Origin of the sequence: Micromonospora sp. WMMD1274 (genome assembly GCF_049179035.1) — a bacterium.
Classification (GTDB): Bacteria; Actinomycetota; Actinomycetes; order Mycobacteriales; family Micromonosporaceae; genus Micromonospora; species Micromonospora tulbaghiae.
Genome location: NZ_JBMHMG010000001.1, coordinates 413,893 through 431,446, shown reverse-complemented (window position 1 = coordinate 431,446; position 17,554 = coordinate 413,893). Strand labels below are relative to the sequence as shown.

Sequence of the window (17,554 nt, the reverse complement as noted above, 5' to 3'; positions counted from 1 at the left end):
CGGATCAGTCGGTTGGCTGGCACACTTTTCCCGTGAAGGCGGGATCGGGCTGTCGGAATGCGGACCATGCCGGATTGGCAGCGATGGGCAGGGGCGGGGCCTGCCAGGCGGCGCCGAGACGTTGCAGGAAGGGGTACTCTTCGCGTTCCTGCTGGATCGGTTCGCCGGAGAGGAAGGCCAGGAGCCGGTTTTCGACCAGGTTGCGGTTGAGAAGACCTCCGTGCACGCCGGGCATCTGGAAGACGGGGATCCGGCTGTACTCGCCGGGCGGTGCCTCTGCGGCCGTGGTGGTGGGAATGAAAGCCACCATCCGGACCCCGGGCACCGGACACATGAGTTGGTTGCGGTAGAACGGCGCGTCGTCGACCAGGGAGCGGATGAACGGTTCGTCGGGACCGGCATGCAGGCCACCGAACAGGCGAATCACGCCGAACACGATCCGTAGCTGCGATCCAGTCGCCACGCCCCAGCCGTGGTTCTCGCGCGGAGGTGGGTAGTAGGCGCGGCCCGCGTTGATCAGGGGACTGAACATAGCCAGTGTGTCGACGGCGGGGTGCGCTCGCTGCTGAAGGTAGGTTCGGGCGACGATGGCCCCTTCGCTTTCCCCGATGAGGGCGATCGGCCGGCCGGTGCGCTGGTGTAGTCGTCGCACCTGTTCGTCGAGGAGGCCCACGCTGTCCGTCACCGAGATCGTGGTGTCGTGCGGCTGGTAGGGCAGGGGTGCGCCGTCCCGGCTCAACCCTCGGTAGGAGAACCTCTCGACACGATTGTCGAGTGGTTGCTCGCCTTCGTACGACGACCCGTAACCTGCGAGGACGATGACTGCCTGCGGCACGTCGGGCGGCAGCGGATGGTCAAGGGCCACCGCCTCGGCCCGCAGGCTCTTGTCCGGCACGGCGTCCACCATCGGGGGGATGAGCAACGGCACCGCGAGGGCAAGAACCGCCGCGACGGGAGTCGCCGGCAACCTCACCCACCGTGTCGATGGATTGATCAGCGCGGTACGGACCGTCCGGTTCCACAGCAGCCCGTTGACCACCCCGGCCGCGGCGGCCACCGGCACCGACCACCAGCCCGGCAGACTCCAGCACAACGCGCCGGCCACGGTCAGCACTACGAAGTTCAGCATCGACCATCCCACCAGCGAGACCGATGGCAGGCCTCGCCACCACGGGCCTACCACAGCTGCCCGTTGCAGGAATGGCGCCAGCAGGAACAACGGCATCAGGGAGGCCAGCAGCACCCAGGACAGCGGCACCACCGACGCGGCCACCGAGATCAAGGCCCACGGGGCGACGAAGACCGCCACCAACGCGGCGAGCCCGACATTCCGTTTCAACAGCCACCGCGCCGATGGCCGAGGCACCTCAGCCGGCCATGCCAACATCACCAGCAGCGTGTGAAAGAGCCCTCGGGCCACCACCAGCAAACTGAGCCAGAACACGAATGACGGCCACGAGTCGTGGTAGACATACAGCCACCGCAGGTCGTGGTAGGTGTCGTACGGCCACACCGCCGCCGCCTGCGGCGCGAGGCCCCGCGCCGCGACGAAACCCAGCGAGACCAAGACGACGGCCTCGACCGTCGGAGACACCGCGGTCAGCAGCAGCAGGCCCACCAGTCTGCGCTCCGCGAGCAGCACGCCGCCTCCTCGCTGTTGCTCTCTGCATGAAGATTTCCGCACACCAGGCCCCAACGGAGGCGTATCCCGCAACATCGCTACCCGGTAGGAACGAGCAGCGCCGGGACCCGACAAGCCATGAACGCGATGCCGACGGCTGTGCCGCCGATACGGAACGACGTCACCCGCGTGGCTGTACTTCTTCGGGCATATCCCGAGGTCCCGCACCCCTGCGGCCCGGCGCGCCGACGATGAGCCGACGTGGCAGGCGCCGCACCGCTGCGCGGCGTCGGCTCAGCCCGACGACGATTGGCTTTGCGCACTCCGTCTCGGCGACCCCAGCCGCATCCTCACTGGCAGCGTCTGCTGCTGGGTCTGCTCCCCACAGCTCGGCGCACGGTCTGGTCGCGGTGCTGCTGGTGCTCGCTGCGGCTGTCGTCGAGATACTGAGGTAGCAGACCGAGACGCTCGGCGATGAATCCGCGCGACGTGCTGCGCCGTCTGCTGCTGCCGGTGCGGTCGCCGTCGCCGTGCCGGTCGGCGCGGTGAGGCGTCAGAGCTGCTCCGACGTCCGGCCGGACTCGTGCCTTCCCGCTGACGAAGGGACGACCGCTGCGGGCACGCCGCCGTGTACCGCCGATGGCCGAGCGGGCGTCGAAGCCAGCTCGGCCAGTATCGGTGCGGCGGCCAGGCGGGTGGCCGGCCGCCGCGGGAGCACTTCATTCGGCGGTGGGGGACTTGATCGCTCTTGCTCGGGATGCAGCCTTGATTCCTCGTCGGCTCAGGTAGGCGCGGTTGGCCATAGATGCGTAGGCCCGATCCGTCAGGACTTGCTCGGCGGGTCCGGGGGCTGGCCGGGACGCAGCGGGGGCCGCGGACGCGGTCGGACGCTGGGGACCGCGGGCTGATACGTTGCGGTCTTGCAGGGCTTACCGCCCGGGAACCGTGCAGCCTGGGCGGACGGGTGGCAGCAGCGGTGCGACCTCGGCCCAGATTTCGTTCGAAACGATCTGCGGGGCTGCCCACTCTCATCATTTCAGGCAGAACGATCCTCTGCGCCGAGGATATGTCCAACATTATCCAATTAAGGGTGCTTAGGCCTCATGTTGAATCTGGTCGAGGGCCTGCTGTCCCTCTCTGTGAGAGATACTGACCCCAACAGCCGGTGTTGCCGAGGTCCATCGCCAGGTTGCGGACAGGTTGGCCGCCGCGACAGCGGTGGGGTGCGTGGCCGGCCATTCCCGAACGCGTCGACCAGCAGGCCAACCGCCGCAGGCGCGGCAGCCGAGGCGGCCGACCACCGGCCTTCGACAAACAGCTCTACAAGCGGCGCAACGTCGTCGAGCGCTGCTTCAACCGGCTCAAGCACCGCCGCAGCGTCGCCACCCGCTACGACAAGACAGCCACGTCGTACCAGGCGACCGTCACCATCGCCGCGCTACTCCAATGGCTGTGAACCTTTGAAGACACGACCTAGCGCCGTCACGACCGCCGATCGACACTGATGATCGATCCGAACGCTGCCGGTGGTCGAAAAAGATCACTCATAGTACCTGTCCATAGCTGCCGCACGGATGCCATCTACCTGGATATCCTGACTGAGGATCGCACGGGCCTAGCGGCTTAGGTCAGGCATCGGTCAAGGCCGCTGCCCCCTCCATCCGATGGTCGTATGTCGGGTGATGTGGAAACGCCCCCCACTGCTTCGATGGGGGGCGTTTCCTATCACCGTTTGCGACTGACGGCTGTGGCGATGCAGTTCGTGCTGAAACGGCAGGTGGCGCCGCCTGCAACCGGAGCTGGAAAAGGGTTCGCCTGCACCAGCACGACGCCGTATAGGTCTACGGCGAGTCGGTGCAGGTCGGCTTGACCGTGCCGTACGTGGTCATGGAGCTGGTCGACGGCGGTCCGCTGAGCGGGCGGCTCGGCCGCGACGGGCAGCTTCCCTGGCGGGAGGCCATGACGATCGGCGCGGAGGTCGCCTCGGCGCTGGCCGCCGCGCACGCCCGTGGCGTGGTGCATCGGGACGTGACGCCGGGCAACGTGATGCTGACTCCGACCGGGGTGAAGGTCGTCGACTTCGGCATCTCGGCGCTGGTGGGGGAGAGCGACAAGGGGCCGGACGGCGCGCTGCTCGGCACGCCCGCGTACCTGGCGCCGGAGCGGCTGGACAACGGTCACGTCTCGCCGGCCACCGACGTGTACGCGGTCGGGCTGCTGCTCTACCGGATGCTGACCGGCCGCCTGCCGTGGCAGGCCAGCACCACCACCCAGATGCTGCGCGTATCGATTGGGCCGGGCAGCCACCGCTGTGTGTGGATCTTTGGGATTGAGCGTCGTCGTTACTGATGGCTTATCGAACCGAAAGTTTGGATCCCGGAAGCCTTTCCCAGGCCTGTGTTCCGGTTGTGGCGCTGCGTGTGGTCTGGCTAGCGTCCTGCGCCAGGCACGCATCGAAGCTCGTGATCGCCGGAGCGTCACGGCTTCGGTTTCCGCCCTAAGGAGGTCGCATGTCAAGAAGATCGGTCAGTCGAAGGATGGCAGTGTGTGGCGCGGCATTCGCGCTGACGCTGGGCGTTGGGGCCACGCCTGCCACGGCGGGGGCCAAGGCGCCGCCGTCATCTGGCTCTCCAGTGGCATCGGCCAGCTCGGCGCCTCCCGCAGCGGCGGACGCCGGTGGGCGAGAGGGCGAGATCAACGAGCATGTCGGTCAGGCCCGGCTGCCAGTCAGCAGACGCCCTCCGGAGCCAGCGGCAAAGGACGCGGCTCGCGTCGACTACGACAATCCCACCGTGGTTACGCACCGGGCGCGCCCATCAGAGCGCACGTCAAGGGCGGCTCAAGCGTGCAGGACTGCGGACTTCACGAGTCGTGCCGGCGCTGCCCTCGTCCATCACATCAAGGCGTCCTCGGTAAACTGCATCAATGGGCTGTTCGACCTCTCCGGCGATGAGGCCCACAAGGCTTTCCGTGAGGCGCAGATGATCATGGTCGCGCGCGCTGTCCGCGACGACGCGACCGCTTATCCGGGTAACCCCTCTCAGGGAATGACGCAGCTGGTGCAGTACCTGCGGGCGGGGTACTACGCACAGTGGCACAACGCAAGCGTGCGGCCCTACGGTCCTGACATGCGCACGGCCATCCAGTCGGCGCTCGACGCGTTCTTCACCAGTCCTCGGGCCTGGGACGTGACCGACGCCAACGGGGAGACGCTGGCCGAGGCGGTAACTCTCATCGACAGTGCTCAGGAAAACGCGCGCTACATCCACGTGGTCAATCGACTGTTGAAGGCCTACAACTCATCGTTCGACGCGCATTGGTACATGCTGAATGCGGTTAACAACGTCTACACCATCCTCTATCGAGGGCACCAGGTGCCGGCGTTCGTGGCTGCGGTCCAGGCCGACCGCACTGTGCTCAAGACGCTGTACCAGTTCGCCAACGCTCACCTGGGCCTGCTGGGTACGGACATGAGCTACCTGACCTCCAATGCCGGTAGGGAATTGGCGCGTTTCCTCCAAGACCCGGCGCTGCGGGACACCGTGCGACCGATGGTCTCTGCGCTGCTGTCACGCAGCAAGGTGACAGGAGCAACGGCGCCGCTGTGGGTGGGTGTCGCGGAGATGACCCAGTCGTATGACGCCGCGAAGTGCTCGTCTTACTCAACCTGCAGACTGTCCTCGCAGGTCGCCTCATCGGTACTGACCATCAACTACACCTGCAGCTCCTCGATCCGCATTCTGGCGCAGGACATGACGGCCGCTCAACTGAGCCAATCGTGTAGCAGCCTCAAAAGCCAGGACGCCTACTTCCACAGTGTGGTCGCCGACAACGGGCCCGTCGCCGGTGACGTCAACTCCGACATCGAAGTCGTCGTCTTCGACTCCAGCACCGACTACCGCACCTACGCCGGAGCTCTCTACGGGATCGACACCAACAACGGTGGCATGTACCTGGAGGGCAACCCGTCCGACCCGAATAACCAGGCACGGTTCATCGCCTACGAAGCCGAATGGCTCCGGCCTGACTTCCAGATCTGGAACCTCAACCACGAGTACACGCACTACCTCGACGGTCGTTTCGACATGTATGGCGACTTCGCCGCCAACACCACCACTCCCACCATCTGGTGGATTGAGGGATTCGCCGAGTACATCTCCTACTCGTACCGCAACGTCGTCTACACCGATGCGGAAACGCAGGCCGGCTACCACACCTACGCGCTGCGCACCCTATTCGACACCACATACAGCAACGACCAGACCCGAGTCTACAACTGGGGCTACCTCGCCGTTCGCTACATGCTGCAGTCTCACCGCTCCGACGTCATGAACGTCCTCAACTACTACCGATCAGGTGCCTGGAACAGCGCCCGCACGTACCTCACGAGCACCGTGGGCAGCCGCTACAACACCGACTTCGACGCCTGGCTTACTCGCTGCGCCGCCGGTGACTGCGGTAGCACGACTACCCCACCAACCAACCGGCCCCCGACCGCCTCGTTCACCGTCGTAACCAACGCGCTGACCGCAACCTTTACCGACCGCTCCAGCGACAGCGACGGATCAATCGCCTCCCGACGGTGGAACTTCGGCGACGGAACCACCTCTACCGCCACCAACCCGACCAAGACCTACAGCACGGCGGGCACCTACACGGTGTCACTTGCCGTGACCGACAACCAGGGAGGTGTAGACACCGCGAGTCAAACGGTCACGGTTGGAACCGGCGGCGGCGCCACCCTACCGGAATGCACCTCAACCGACACCCGCACTCTCGATCGCAACTGCCAACGTAGCGGCCGCTCTGCCGCAACGGGCAACTACGATTACCTCTACATCTACATTCCCAGCGGAACCGCCTCGCTTTTGATTACTGCCGAAGGCGGATCCGGCAACTGCGATCTCTACTACAACCCCACTACCTGGGCCACTGCGACCAACGCGACCAGATCCTCAACCGGTACCACCAATACCGAATCCCTGACCATCACCAACCCGGCCGCCGGATACAACTACATCAGCCTCCATGGAAAGACCGCCTGCACCGGAGTGGCAATCAGCACGCGTTACTAAAGCCAGCCGGGCCGGCTCTCCTCGCGCCACCGCGAGGAGAGCCGGCCCGCTGCCGGTCATCGGTCGCGGACTTGAAGGCCATGGTCTGCCACCTAGTACAGCCCGTACCGGCGCAACCGCGCCTGTTAACTACGTCAACTCCGCCGCGTCCACGGTTGGAATCAGGATCATGCGTGGCACCAGACCAGGCTGGTGCCACAATCAGAGTGCCTACGGCGCCGCCACCGGCTGGTCGACATCCGCTCAGTCGATTGTCACAGCCGAACTCGCGATTGTCGGCGGTCCTCTGACCCAGCTCACGGCCGTCGCTCATCAGAGGTCGGCAGTAATGGCCGCTATTCGAAGACCTGCATGTCGACAATTGCACTGGCAGGCGCCTGGTTGTGAGCCTGGACAATTCATGAGCGGACCCGGCTGTCCAACGGTGCGCAATCGACCCAGCTCGTTACTGTGCTCTTCCTTGCAATGCCTAGACTTCAAAGCCGGCGTGCATGAGTTCCTGTGCCCGCTGAAGAGCTTCCACTTCTGTAATGGAAGCGGAACCTGCATAAAGCTGCGCCAGTGCCATTACCAGGGTCGTCGCGCCGAGGGCGAGCGTGTTGTGATGCTCCATCAATGCGGAGACTTTCTGACAGATATCTCGTTCATCTATGGATTCACTCGCATGGGCGGTGTGCTGGAATTCCGTTGCATGGAAATGGCCGTAGAGCATCGACCACATGTCAGTTCGCTGACCCGTCATGACGCCAAAAATGATTTCAGTTGCAATCATGACCAGTCGGTCTCCCGCAGCCACGATCAGCGCGTCTTCCGGGTCCATACCGGGCGAAACGATCCGAAGGCTGTCTGAGTAACGGCCGCGCGCATGCATCGATCGATACGACAGGGCGGTTGTCGTTACGCACGCGTCAAGAATCAGAGCGCGGCCGTAGCGGATACGTGAAAATCGTCGACGGCATCCGGCTGCCGAGGTGGCATGAGGTGAGGGACCGAGATGCGGGCCCTCATCGTCGCAGGAGGCGCCTGGTGGTTAGCGAACCGAACCCCTCACCCCCAGCTAGTGGTCAGCCGACCTCGACCGGTCTCAGTTTCGCGGCGGGCTTGGCTGTCATGGTTGCCGCGGCCTTGCTGGCAGCGGCGGTGTTCCCGCCGACCGAGCCGCCGGGTCGGATGCTTGTCATGGCTGGCGCGGCTGGGGTCTTTGCGTCTGTAGTGGCAGACTTACGGGTGGTGGCCGCTGTCGCCGGGGTTGGGATGTCAACGTTCGTTGGATTCCTGACCAACCAATTCGGCGGTGCATGGTCGTACGCCGTGGCCATCGGCTTCGCCGGCGCGCTCGGGAGCGGCTACCGACTCATGCGGTCTCTGCCCGGTTCAGAGGGTCAACAGCCCAGCCCGGCGGCGGGATACTGTCCGGTCACCTTCAACCGTGATTCGGTGAGCTCGCCGCAGGGCACGCCGGGCGGTCACTCTCGTGAGGCGTGACCGCCCGGCCACTATCCCGGACGCCATGGATCGCGGCAGCCCGTGCAGCCAGGCGTCGCGTCGCGCCGCTACCCTAGACAGCGTTTTCTCCATCCGTGTGGAACTGGTCACCGGTCGTGGCCGGGATTACTGGCCGCGCCCTGGCCGCATTTTCACGACCCACCGTAAGCACACCTTTGCCCAATTGGCCGAGGCGATCGACATCGCCTTCGGGCGCTGGGACCTGGCGCACCTGCGCATGTTTGTCCTGGCTGACGGGGTAGAGATGAGTTGGTCACCCTGGCGGGACGGACCAGCGTTTCCCGGTACCCGGGACGGCCGCTGTAGCCGGCTGGACGAGCTGATCGTGGGCACGGTCTTCGCGTACGTGTTCGACCTCGGCGAGGACTGGGCGCACCTTTGTACCGTCGGGCCCCCTGATGCCTCCGTCGCGATGCCACTGCCGTCGCAGCCGCCTCGGCCCGACCGCGGCTGGGGTAATCTCCCCGATCAGTACGGGCGTCACCACCCCGACGACAGGGCTAGCGCTGCAGTGCCGCGCGGCTCGTCGGCACTGCTGAACGACCTTCCGTCGATCCTGCCTTCCTGGGGTCCCCATGGTGGTGGACCGCGGCGCCGCGCCGCGGGAATTCGTTCGCCCCAGCAGTGGCGCCCCCTGAATCCGCCGCGCCGCGGCGGCAGCGATCCTACGCGCCGGAGGTCCGAGGCGCCCTGATCTTCTTCCTGCTGGTTGGGAGACGGTCGTGCGAAGACCACCTCCACCGGAATGAGATAGGCTGCCGCTCTCGACTCTGAGCCTGGAAGCTGGCGGAACAAACCGCCCTGCGCGCCGCACCCAGTCGTAGATCCTCTGGTCGCTGATCTTCAAGTCCCGGGCGGGCCCTCGCCGATCGCCATTGGGCGTGAGAAGGTCACGACCTTGCGACGAAACTCGGGGAAAGATCTTCTCGGTGCGACTCGACTCCAAGAGCGGCGAGCGGCGAATCAACCAATCCACTCCGCCGACCTTAGGGGGACGTTAGGCAGCGGACAGCGCCTACTGGATCTGGGCGGTCGGCGGCTTCTCAAGAGCTGATCCCTGGGCTACCGGCCTCGACGTTGCTCGGGCGGCGGCTATCGCCGCCCGCCCGGATGGCACCATGATCGCCACGATGGCCACAACGATGGTGACTAGGCCAGCCACGACTAGCAGGGTCTGAACACTGATCACGTCTGCCAGGGGGCCGAACACCACCATGCCTGCCGGAGTGGCCAGAGCCATGACGATGCCGACGTAGCTGAACACCCGGCCGTGCATTTCTGGCTCCACCGTCTCTTGGATCAAGGTCATGAACGGGGTGGAGAATAGGGGAACCAGGAGCCCGAACATGAACATGAAGCCGTAGAAGACCCACAGGTTGGCGCTGAGGCCCAGCGCCACGGTGAAAATCGCGAAGCCGAAGGTGGAGGTCAGGACCAGTCCGATCCGGCTGCGCTTGACCAGCCAGGTGGAGATCAATGCCCCGCCGAGCAGCATTCCTACGCTGAATGCGATCTCCAGTATGGCCAACATCCACTTCGCGCCACCGAAGGTTCGGGTCAGCATCAGTGGCGTGACGAACGACGGTGCGACGGTGAGCATGAAGATGATCGCGAAGACCAACAGGAGCCAGCGGACGATCGAGTGGGTCCAGATGTACCGTATGCCCTCGACCAGGTCGTGTCGATAGGTGGTCGTAGGCTCGGCCGCTCGATCGAGGGTGGGCACCCTAACCAGGGCCAACAGCCCGATGCCGATCACGACTGTGCTCACGTCCAGGAAGAAGGCCGGCACGACACCGAAACCGGCGTAGATGCCGGCAGCCATCGCCGGGGCCAGCAGGGCCATCGCGGAGCTGATGGTCTGGAACATGCCGTTGACCCGCATCAGCTGTTGTGGCGGCACGATTTGCGGAATCATCGCTTGCACCGTCGGTGTCTGCACCCCGGCTCCCAATGAGCGGACGGTGACGGCGAGCAAGATCACCCATAGGGCCGTGATGCCGTTCGCCATCAACAGGGCCAAGATCAAGGTCACTGCTGCGATACCCGCATCGGCAATGATCGTCAGCGTCTTGCGGTTCATCCGGTCGGCCAGCACTCCGCCGAAGATCGACACTAAACCCTGGGGGCCGAACGCGCATACGGCGTAGAGCGCGATCGCTAAGCCGGACCTGGTCTCAAGCGTGACATACCACATAACCACGTATTGGACGACCATTGAACCGAGCAGCGACACCGTTTGGCCGGACAGGAAAAGCGCGACGTTGCGTTTCCAGTTTGTGGGTGCGGGCGCGGGACTGGTCTCGGGGGCAAGGCTTGTCTCGGGCACGGTCTCCTCAATCTGGGTATTGTGCAGCGCCGACAGAGATAGCGGCCGGTGACCCGCTCAGGGCGCTGGTGGAGGCCGGTCGGGTCGGCCTGCATGTGGTGCGTCGGTGGGCACTCGTACGATCAACCAGAGACCGGCAACTGTCCGGGCGCAGCCGGCGCCCTAGTCAAACGGTGCTTTTTGGTAGCATGAAAGCTCTCATGGTGTGCCAGGCTTGTGCCTTTGTACCCTCGGTCGATGTCCGCGCAGTCGATCGTAACCATGGCCGGCCGTCTCGTCGGACATTAAGACGACCTGGCTAGGGGTGGGATCGCCCCCGGCTGGCCTGCGGGACGTTGACTCACGTAGAAGATCACGGCGAGGATCGTAAGGGCAGCGGCGAGCCCGAGCAGGCCCAGGATGAGCGCATATTGGGTGGCCGGGCGGCTGGGAGGTGCGCTGTCCTGGCGTTTCTGCGGGCTGGTCATCCTGTACTCCTGCTGTCTGCGGCTATAGGACCCTCGTGGAGGTGACCAGCCACTGCCCATCGGGCCTCTGGGTCAGCTCGCACGTGTACTCGCCCCGAACCATCGCCCCGAAGCCGTTCTGCGCGTCGACCGTGCCAGCGACGTCGTAGTAGTGAGTGCCGAAGCCGCTGTCCCCGCGACTGACGATGGTGTCAGTGAACTCGGCGGTGGATGGGGCCCGCAGCTTCTTGCTGATCGCGGCCTGGCAGTGCCGGATGGCCTCATTCTTGTCGCGGTGCACCAGCGCGCAGGCCACCGCGCCGGCGCCGATCAGGCCGACGACGGCCGTGACGAGAATCCGTTGCCAGCAGCGCGACGTCCGGGCCGGTGCGCCAGGGGGCCGGTCAGTCAGCCCCGCGGGCTGGTCCGATGCCCGCGGCCGGTGGGAGTTCGAACCGGCGTGAGGGGATTTTAGGTAAGGGCCGGTCGGCTGGTCGGGCGTGGTCACGATTTTGCCCCCGGTCCAGGATGATTGCATCGGGATGGTCGGGAAAGGACCCTACTGCCGGTTGTTACTCGGCGGTTATTTGATGTCGCTATAGGTTGCGCTTCGCGGGTTGCCTGTCGTTCAGGCGGGCCGCTAGCGCGCACCGAGGCCCCGTAGCTGTTGGCGTTGTGCGGGCCTCGCCCTGGTTGATGCCGGACATTCACCTGTGGGTGGGGGCGCTAAGGCGTGTTTCGTAACTCGGGGTTGGCCGGTTGAAGTCACGGCGTGGCGGTGATCGATAACTGAAGAGGTCTCCGGTACTTGGTACAACGACCAAGAAGCACCATGCACCGGAGACCTCGTGGCCACCTTAGCGGTGACGAGGCGGCATGACCTGACTGACGCGCAGTGGGCTGTCCTGGCCCCGTTGCTGCCTGCTGCGTCGTCTACCGGTCGGCCGCCGAAGTGGGAGAAACGGCAGCTCATCGACGGGATTCGGTGGCGGATCCGGATCGGTGCGCCGTGGCGAGACGTGCCAGTGGAGTACGCGCCCTGGCCGACGGTCTACGGACTGTTCCGTCGGTGGCAGCGCGATGGCACGTGGGACCGAATCTTGTCAGCGTTGCAGGCGCAGGGCGACGCCCGGGGACGCATCGACTGGACGGTCAGCGTGGACTCGATGACCAGTCGCGCTCACCAGCACGCCGCAGGTGCCCGCACCGACGGTCATCTGCAGAAGGAACCACCCGGCGGGGTTCATGACGAGCCGGCCGATCACGGGCTGGGTCGCTCCCGTGGCGGGCTGACGACCAAGACGCATCTGGCCTGTGAGCAGGGCCAGAAAGTCTTGTCCCTGATCGTCACCGCCGGGCATCGCGGGGACAGCCCGCAGTTCATCCCGGTCCTGCGCCGCATCCGCGTGAACCGCCTCGGTGTCGGCCGGGCCAGGACCAGACCGATGCTGGTGCTGGCCGACAAGGCCTACACCAGCCGCGCCACCCGCAGATACCTGCGCTCTCGCGGGATCCGGGCGTGCATCCCGAGCAAGAAAGACCAGGACGCCCACCGCGAAGCCAAAGGCTCCCACGGCGGGCGCCCACCGGCGTTCGACCCGCAGCTCTACCGGCTACGCCACGCTGTCGAGAACGGCATCAACAGGCTCAAACGCCACCGCGGCGTCGCCACCCGCTATGACAAGTTGGCCGTCCGGTTCCACGCCGTCCTGACCATCACCATCATCACCGAATGGCTCTGACCGGCTTATGAAACACGCCTTAGAGTCGGCGTAGCGGTGGACTGTAGGTGAGCAGCTTCCTGCCACTCCGTCATGACGGCGCCGGACAGTTGCCGGGTCAGCTACCGGCCGGGGCGGGTGAGACGTGTACGGGCCGGCGGCGCCGGCGGGCGAGCAAGCCGAGGGCGATGTCGACGAGGAGGAAGCCGAGCAGGGTGACGCCGAACCAGGGCAGTGCCCAGCCGAGTGCCACGGTGACCGGTACGCCGAGCAGCAGCGCCCACCACGGAAGCCCTCGGACCCCACCTCGGGCGGGCGGTGCGCCGAGCGGTGCGCGGCGGTCGGCGCGGGTGGGGCGGCGTTGCCACCACATGCGGTAGCCCCAGACGACGACGCAGAGCAGGCCGAGAGCGAGTGCGGCGAGCAGGATCTGGTTGATCGGCCCGAACAGGATTCCCATGTGGGCTTGAATGCCGAGGCTGCTGAGCTGTGCGAGCAGTGGCCAGTCGGCGAAGTCGCTGCGGGCGGTGACCGCGCCGGTGGTGGGGTCGACGGCGATCCGGTCCCTCGCGACCGGCCAGGTGTTGTCGACCTGGGCGACGGTCCATGCCAGGCCGGACTCCGCGGCGGGGCTGATCTCCGTCGGCCCCGTGAGTCCGGCGCTGCGCGCGGAGGTCAGCACGGTGTCGTAGGACGCCGGATTGTCCGCCGTGCCGGGTGCCGCGTCACCGTGCTGGTGCCCGCCGTCGCTCGCGGGCGGGGGCACGCCGTCGAGGGTGGTGGAGAGTTGCGGAGTGCCGGCGCGCAGGAGGTCCAGGCCGGCGCCGAAATTCGCGCCGGCGTACCGGGACCAGGTCAGGCCGGTGACGGAGAGGAACAGCAGGCCGACCGCGAGCCAGACGCCGGTGGTGGCGTGCCAGCCCCGCGTGCGGCGGACTCCCTTGCGGGCGCTCAGGTCCGGCACGAGCAGGTGTGCCGTCCGGGCGCGGGTGGCGTTGCGGCGGCGCCACCACAGGATCACGCCGCCGAGAACGAGCAGCCACAGCCAACTCGCGGCGATTTCGGAGTAGTGCCGGCCGACCTCACCGAGGTGCAGGTTGCGGTGCAGGTCGTCGAGCCAGGTGGTGGCCGGGGTGGAGCCGAACCAGGTGGTGAGCTGCCCGGTGACCTCGCCGGTGTACGGGTCGACGTAGACGGTGTGCTGCTTCTCGCCGAGTTCCTGCATCGAGAACACCACCCGGGTGGTCCGGTCGCCGGCGCCGGGCGCCACGGAGGCGATGGTGCCGTCGGGGTGCGCGGCGCGGGCGGCGGTGACCTGGTGGGCGAGGGTCTTCGGCTGGCCGCCGACGGCGGCCACGGCCAACTGGTCGCCGTAGAGGACCTGATCCAGCTGCGGGGTGATCGTGTAGGCCAGGCCGGTCAGGGCGGCGACCAGCAGAAACGGGGCGACCAGGATGCCGGCGTAGAAGTGCAGCCGGGTCAGCAGCGCGGCGAAGGGCGTGGGCTCGCGGCTGGGACGAGCGGTCTGCGTAGCGGCGGGGGCATCCGGCGCGGGATCGCCGGACAGGTCGGTGACGGACATCGACTACTCCGATCGGAAATGGAGGTTTCTGGTTCGGGGTGGCTCGTGCCCGTCGAGCCCTGGGCTGCCCGGTTGCCGTCTCCCGGTCGAGTAGTCGGTCAGGACCGTCAGGAAGTTCCCGGCTGCCCCCATACCTCTTCGAGGTCGCTGTCTAGCGGTGCCCGGACGGTTTACGCCCCGGTGCGGGCTGGCAGCGGTGAGGAAGACGTCGTAGCGGGTGAGGTCGTCCTCCTCACCATCGGCCTCGGCGCGGCGCGGTCGGCGCACGGTCGCGCCGAGCCGCCTCGCGCTGGCCGGCGCGGATCCACTGCCGAACACGGATGATCATGACGGCGGTGGCGGGGATCTCGCCGAACGCCCGGGCGATGCCTGCCCCTCGTTTCTGGCCATCCAACAAGGAGGCGCCCATGCAGGAGGGACGGCGAGATGCCAGTCGGGGGGCGATGACGTTTGTGGTCTGCATGAGCACAAGGCCGAAGACGCCGTGCGCCATCATCGCGACCAGATGGATGATCACCATGATGGGATGCGGAACCCGGGGGGCCGGGGCCGACGCCGATGAGCACCCAGAACAGCAGATGACCGGAGACGACGCGTCGCCGAGCATGGCCAGATGGCCCAGGTGCGAGCACGTCAGCGCACCGAGCAGGTCGCCGAAGTAGAGGCTGAACACGTTGCCGGAGTAGATGCTTAGCGCCACGATCGGGTAAGTGAACAGCTTCGCCGGTCGGCTGTGCAGGGCGGGCAGCAGCCAATCCCGCGCACCCTGCACCTGCGGGTCGATAGGGCGGCGTAGCGCGCGCAGGGCGAGCGTGATCGGAGCCCCACGGACGAGGAGAGTCGGTACCAGCGTGGCCAGCGCCATGTGCATGCTGAACAGCACGTGCGCGTAGCAGGCCACCCCCAAGACCGGTGGTCCCGGCGAGCACGACCAGGCCAGCGAGCCAACTAGCGGCGCGGACGAGCAGCCAGGTCTGCCGCTCCTGCGCACCCGGCGCAAACCGGCCAGGTATCCGGCACCGCTGAAGGCAACGACAGCCAACACAAACATGTCCGGCAGCGGCTGGCCCAGCAGGTTCCCAGCGCTGGGCGCGGCGGGCATCGGGAAGCCGAGCATCTCGGTCCCCGGATCGGCGTCGATCGGACCCGTGGCGACCGGCGTGGGGCTGCGCGACTACGCCACGGCCAGCCCGACGGTCGCCGCGAACAGGACCACTTCACCTGCCGCCAGCCGGGCGAACGCGCGCGGCCGGCCCGCCCGCAGCGCGGGCAGCGTCCGTGACCAGAGCGTACCTCGAACTGCCCGACGTCGAGGGCGGAGGCGTAGCCGCTCAGGCCAGCCCGGTCCCGGGACGATTCGAACCACGGAGTAGTCGTTCATGATGACCCGGTCGCAGCTGCAGTGGTAGCCGCCCCGGTAGGCGGGGCTCCCGCGATGTCGACCTACTACACCGGCTCCAAGTTGCCAGCACGGGACCGATCCTTGTCGACCTTGAGGTGGGTCAGCAGCAGCTGACGTACTGGCCGGTGCGAGCGTCACGGCCGCCTCGCGTTGGTCGGTGCTGCCCGGGATGTCACCCGGGCGTCCGACACCCTGCCAACCGGGCCGTTCGACGCGCCACGAGCGTTGCGCCTCTCCTGAATGATCTTTCTACTGCCCGCCCCCGCCGGCGTCACCACCGCCATCACCACCGCCGTCACCACTGCCACAGACAACGGCGCCGCTGGTTCCGTCCGAATGGCGGATGAGGTTCGGTGATTGTCTTGCGGGTCCGCGATCAGCCATGAGTGACGACAGCCAGCGCGCAAGCCGTTGGTGCAGTGGCTCCCGTCGGGCAGGCGTCGGAGGTGTCGGGTCGTCGGTGTCGTCAGGGTGGACATAGCGCTCCATGAGGGAAGCATGGCACACAACGACACATGTTGATCCGCTGAAACCTCACGCGCTCGCTCAGCGTGGTCTGCTCGGCTTGCCGGATCGTCGGCCGGGGGACGGGCGGGAACTGGTCCACACCCATGAGTCGCAGCTGGTAGGTGTAGCTGCCAGCGGCGTTGCGCCAGCGGTCGGTGGAGAGGGCGATCCGGGGGCGGCCGGCGGGCCCAGGCAAGGATCTGACCCTCGTCCTATCGCTATATCGAATGCCGCGAGGAGGGCGCACGGCAGCGGACCCGGCAGTAGCGTGTCTGCCCGACCACTATCTGCAACTCGCCGCGCGGGGGCATTCATGACCACACCGGATCAGCGCCAACCAGCGGCAGAGGGCAAGCCTGCCCCCTTCTGGCGGTCGCCCACCCTCGGCCTAGCCGTGATCATTGCTGCCTTTGTGGCCGCTGCCGTCTCTTTCTTCATCGCATCTCGCGGCCAGCCGGAGGCGCCGCCGACCAGCTCAGGAGTCAGCCCCTCAGTGACGCCGGCCTCGACATCCAGTGCCAGTAGCAGTCCCGAAGGGCTGCTCCCGCTTGGGAAGAGCCATGTGTCCCCCGACGAGGTTGTCACCGCCACTGTTTACGCATACAAGCAGCCTGTCGCGCGGTCCGCGCCGCGCCCTGGCGGGCGGCTGGGATTCGAGTGGGCGGCTGCCGACATCAAGGTGTGCGTCAACGACGACTACGCCGGGGGGCAGGTCAGCGTCAGCAATGCATCGTGGGTGCTGGTGTACGCCGACACCGGTCAGATCGAACCGTCGAAGACTGGTTATGAGTCGTTCCTGAAGCCGGAGTATCCGTGGAGGGCCAGAGTGTTGACACCGGGCCGGTGTGTCCGCGGGTGGATTACCTATCCGGTTCCGGCGACAGAGCGGCCGGTGGCGGTGGAGTACGCAGCCAAAAGCGAGCCGGTGCCGCCGCGTTGGGCGGTGCGGTAGCGGGGAGGGGCCCGGCCGGTTCCCACCGCCTGTAGCCAGCGCGCAGGTCAGCGCCAGCCAACTGGCGGCCTCACCTCTTGAGACGCCGTCGACCGACCTGGCAGCGGACGCCAGATCTTGTGGCCTGGGCTGCTGGGAGCGGGTCGTTACGAGCGGGCAGCCGTATACATCGGCGCAGGCCCGAGCAATCAGCGGCGACGAAGGCCATGCGCCGGGCGATGCCGAGCTGCCACGTGCGCGCCGATGCCGGCTGGCGGGCGACAGCAGTGACCGGGAGCCAGCCGGGCAGTACGTGGCTAGCCGCGGCTCGGCCACCTCGACGCACGGTGGAGCGCGTCCTTCCCCGGAACCTGGCCGCACGACGACCTTGTTGCAAAGTTCTGGTAACTACCGAATACTGGCATCAGGAGGCG

General features: G+C 66.6%; 11 protein-coding genes and 1 pseudogene. 6 read left to right on the top strand and 6 right to left on the bottom strand.

Annotated elements, in window-relative coordinates:
* Window positions 1-4: 4 nt before the first annotated feature.
* Window positions 5-1,642, bottom strand: coding sequence for a hypothetical protein (locus ACN27D_RS01595; protein WP_421498330.1), 1,638 nt, complete (start codon window positions 1,640-1,642; stop codon window positions 5-7).
* A 1,168-nt stretch (window positions 1,643-2,810) separates the two neighbouring features.
* Between ACN27D_RS01595 and ACN27D_RS01590 the strand changes: the two genes are divergently transcribed.
* From ACN27D_RS01590 to ACN27D_RS01580, 3 genes and pseudogenes are all read left to right on the top strand, one after another.
* Window positions 2,811-3,077 carry a transposase gene (locus tag ACN27D_RS01590; RefSeq protein ID WP_421498329.1) on the top strand — a complete coding sequence of 89 codons (267 nt, stop codon included), beginning with the start codon at window positions 2,811-2,813 and terminating at the stop codon, window positions 3,075-3,077.
* Window positions 3,078-3,463: 386 nt separating this feature from the next.
* A pseudogene (locus ACN27D_RS01585) lies at window positions 3,464-3,904 on the top strand (serine/threonine-protein kinase); the annotation flags it as partial.
* Between the two features lie 227 nt (window positions 3,905-4,131).
* Window positions 4,132-6,696 carry a collagenase gene (locus ACN27D_RS01580; protein WP_421498328.1) on the top strand — a complete coding sequence of 855 codons (2,565 nt, stop codon included), beginning with the start codon at window positions 4,132-4,134 and terminating at the stop codon, window positions 6,694-6,696.
* 469 nt (window positions 6,697-7,165) lie between these two features.
* Here the strand turns inward: ACN27D_RS01580 and ACN27D_RS01575 are convergent, their stop codons facing one another.
* On the bottom strand, window positions 7,166-7,516 hold the full coding sequence (locus tag ACN27D_RS01575; RefSeq protein ID WP_421498327.1) for a hypothetical protein: 351 nt from the start codon (window positions 7,514-7,516) through the stop codon (window positions 7,166-7,168).
* 690 nt (window positions 7,517-8,206) lie between these two features.
* Here ACN27D_RS01575 and ACN27D_RS01570 point away from each other — a divergent pair.
* Window positions 8,207-8,896, top strand: a complete 690-nt coding sequence (locus tag ACN27D_RS01570; RefSeq protein WP_421498326.1) for a hypothetical protein — start codon at window positions 8,207-8,209, stop codon at window positions 8,894-8,896.
* Between the two features lie 321 nt (window positions 8,897-9,217).
* Here the strand turns inward: ACN27D_RS01570 and ACN27D_RS01565 are convergent, their stop codons facing one another.
* On the bottom strand, window positions 9,218-10,531 hold the full coding sequence (locus ACN27D_RS01565) for an MFS transporter (protein ID WP_421498325.1): 1,314 nt from the start codon (window positions 10,529-10,531) through the stop codon (window positions 9,218-9,220).
* 489 nt (window positions 10,532-11,020) lie between these two features.
* Window positions 11,021-11,485 (bottom strand): hypothetical protein, encoded by a 465-nt coding sequence (locus ACN27D_RS01560; protein WP_421498324.1) that lies wholly within the window; start codon window positions 11,483-11,485, stop codon window positions 11,021-11,023.
* A 340-nt stretch (window positions 11,486-11,825) separates the two neighbouring features.
* On the opposite strand from ACN27D_RS01560, the gene ACN27D_RS01555 reads away from it, so the two are divergent.
* The gene (locus ACN27D_RS01555) at window positions 11,826-12,719 is read left to right on the top strand and encodes an IS5 family transposase (protein WP_120569255.1); all 894 of its coding nucleotides are present in this window, start codon (window positions 11,826-11,828) and stop codon (window positions 12,717-12,719) included.
* 97 nt (window positions 12,720-12,816) lie between these two features.
* On the opposite strand, the gene ACN27D_RS01550 is transcribed toward ACN27D_RS01555, so the two are convergent.
* Together ACN27D_RS01550 and ACN27D_RS01545 are read right to left on the bottom strand one after the other, a co-directional pair.
* Window positions 12,817-14,280, bottom strand: coding sequence for a PepSY-associated TM helix domain-containing protein (locus tag ACN27D_RS01550; RefSeq protein WP_421498323.1), 1,464 nt, complete (start codon window positions 14,278-14,280; stop codon window positions 12,817-12,819).
* Window positions 14,281-14,512: 232 nt separating this feature from the next.
* The gene (locus ACN27D_RS01545; RefSeq protein WP_421498322.1) at window positions 14,513-15,397 is read right to left on the bottom strand and encodes a cytochrome c oxidase assembly protein; all 885 of its coding nucleotides are present in this window, start codon (window positions 15,395-15,397) and stop codon (window positions 14,513-14,515) included.
* A gap of 1,105 nt (window positions 15,398-16,502) precedes the next feature.
* Here ACN27D_RS01545 and ACN27D_RS01540 point away from each other — a divergent pair.
* Complete coding sequence (locus ACN27D_RS01540) at window positions 16,503-17,141, top strand: hypothetical protein (protein WP_162959058.1); 639 nt, start codon at window positions 16,503-16,505, stop codon at window positions 17,139-17,141.
* Window positions 17,142-17,554: the final 413 nt, after the last annotated feature.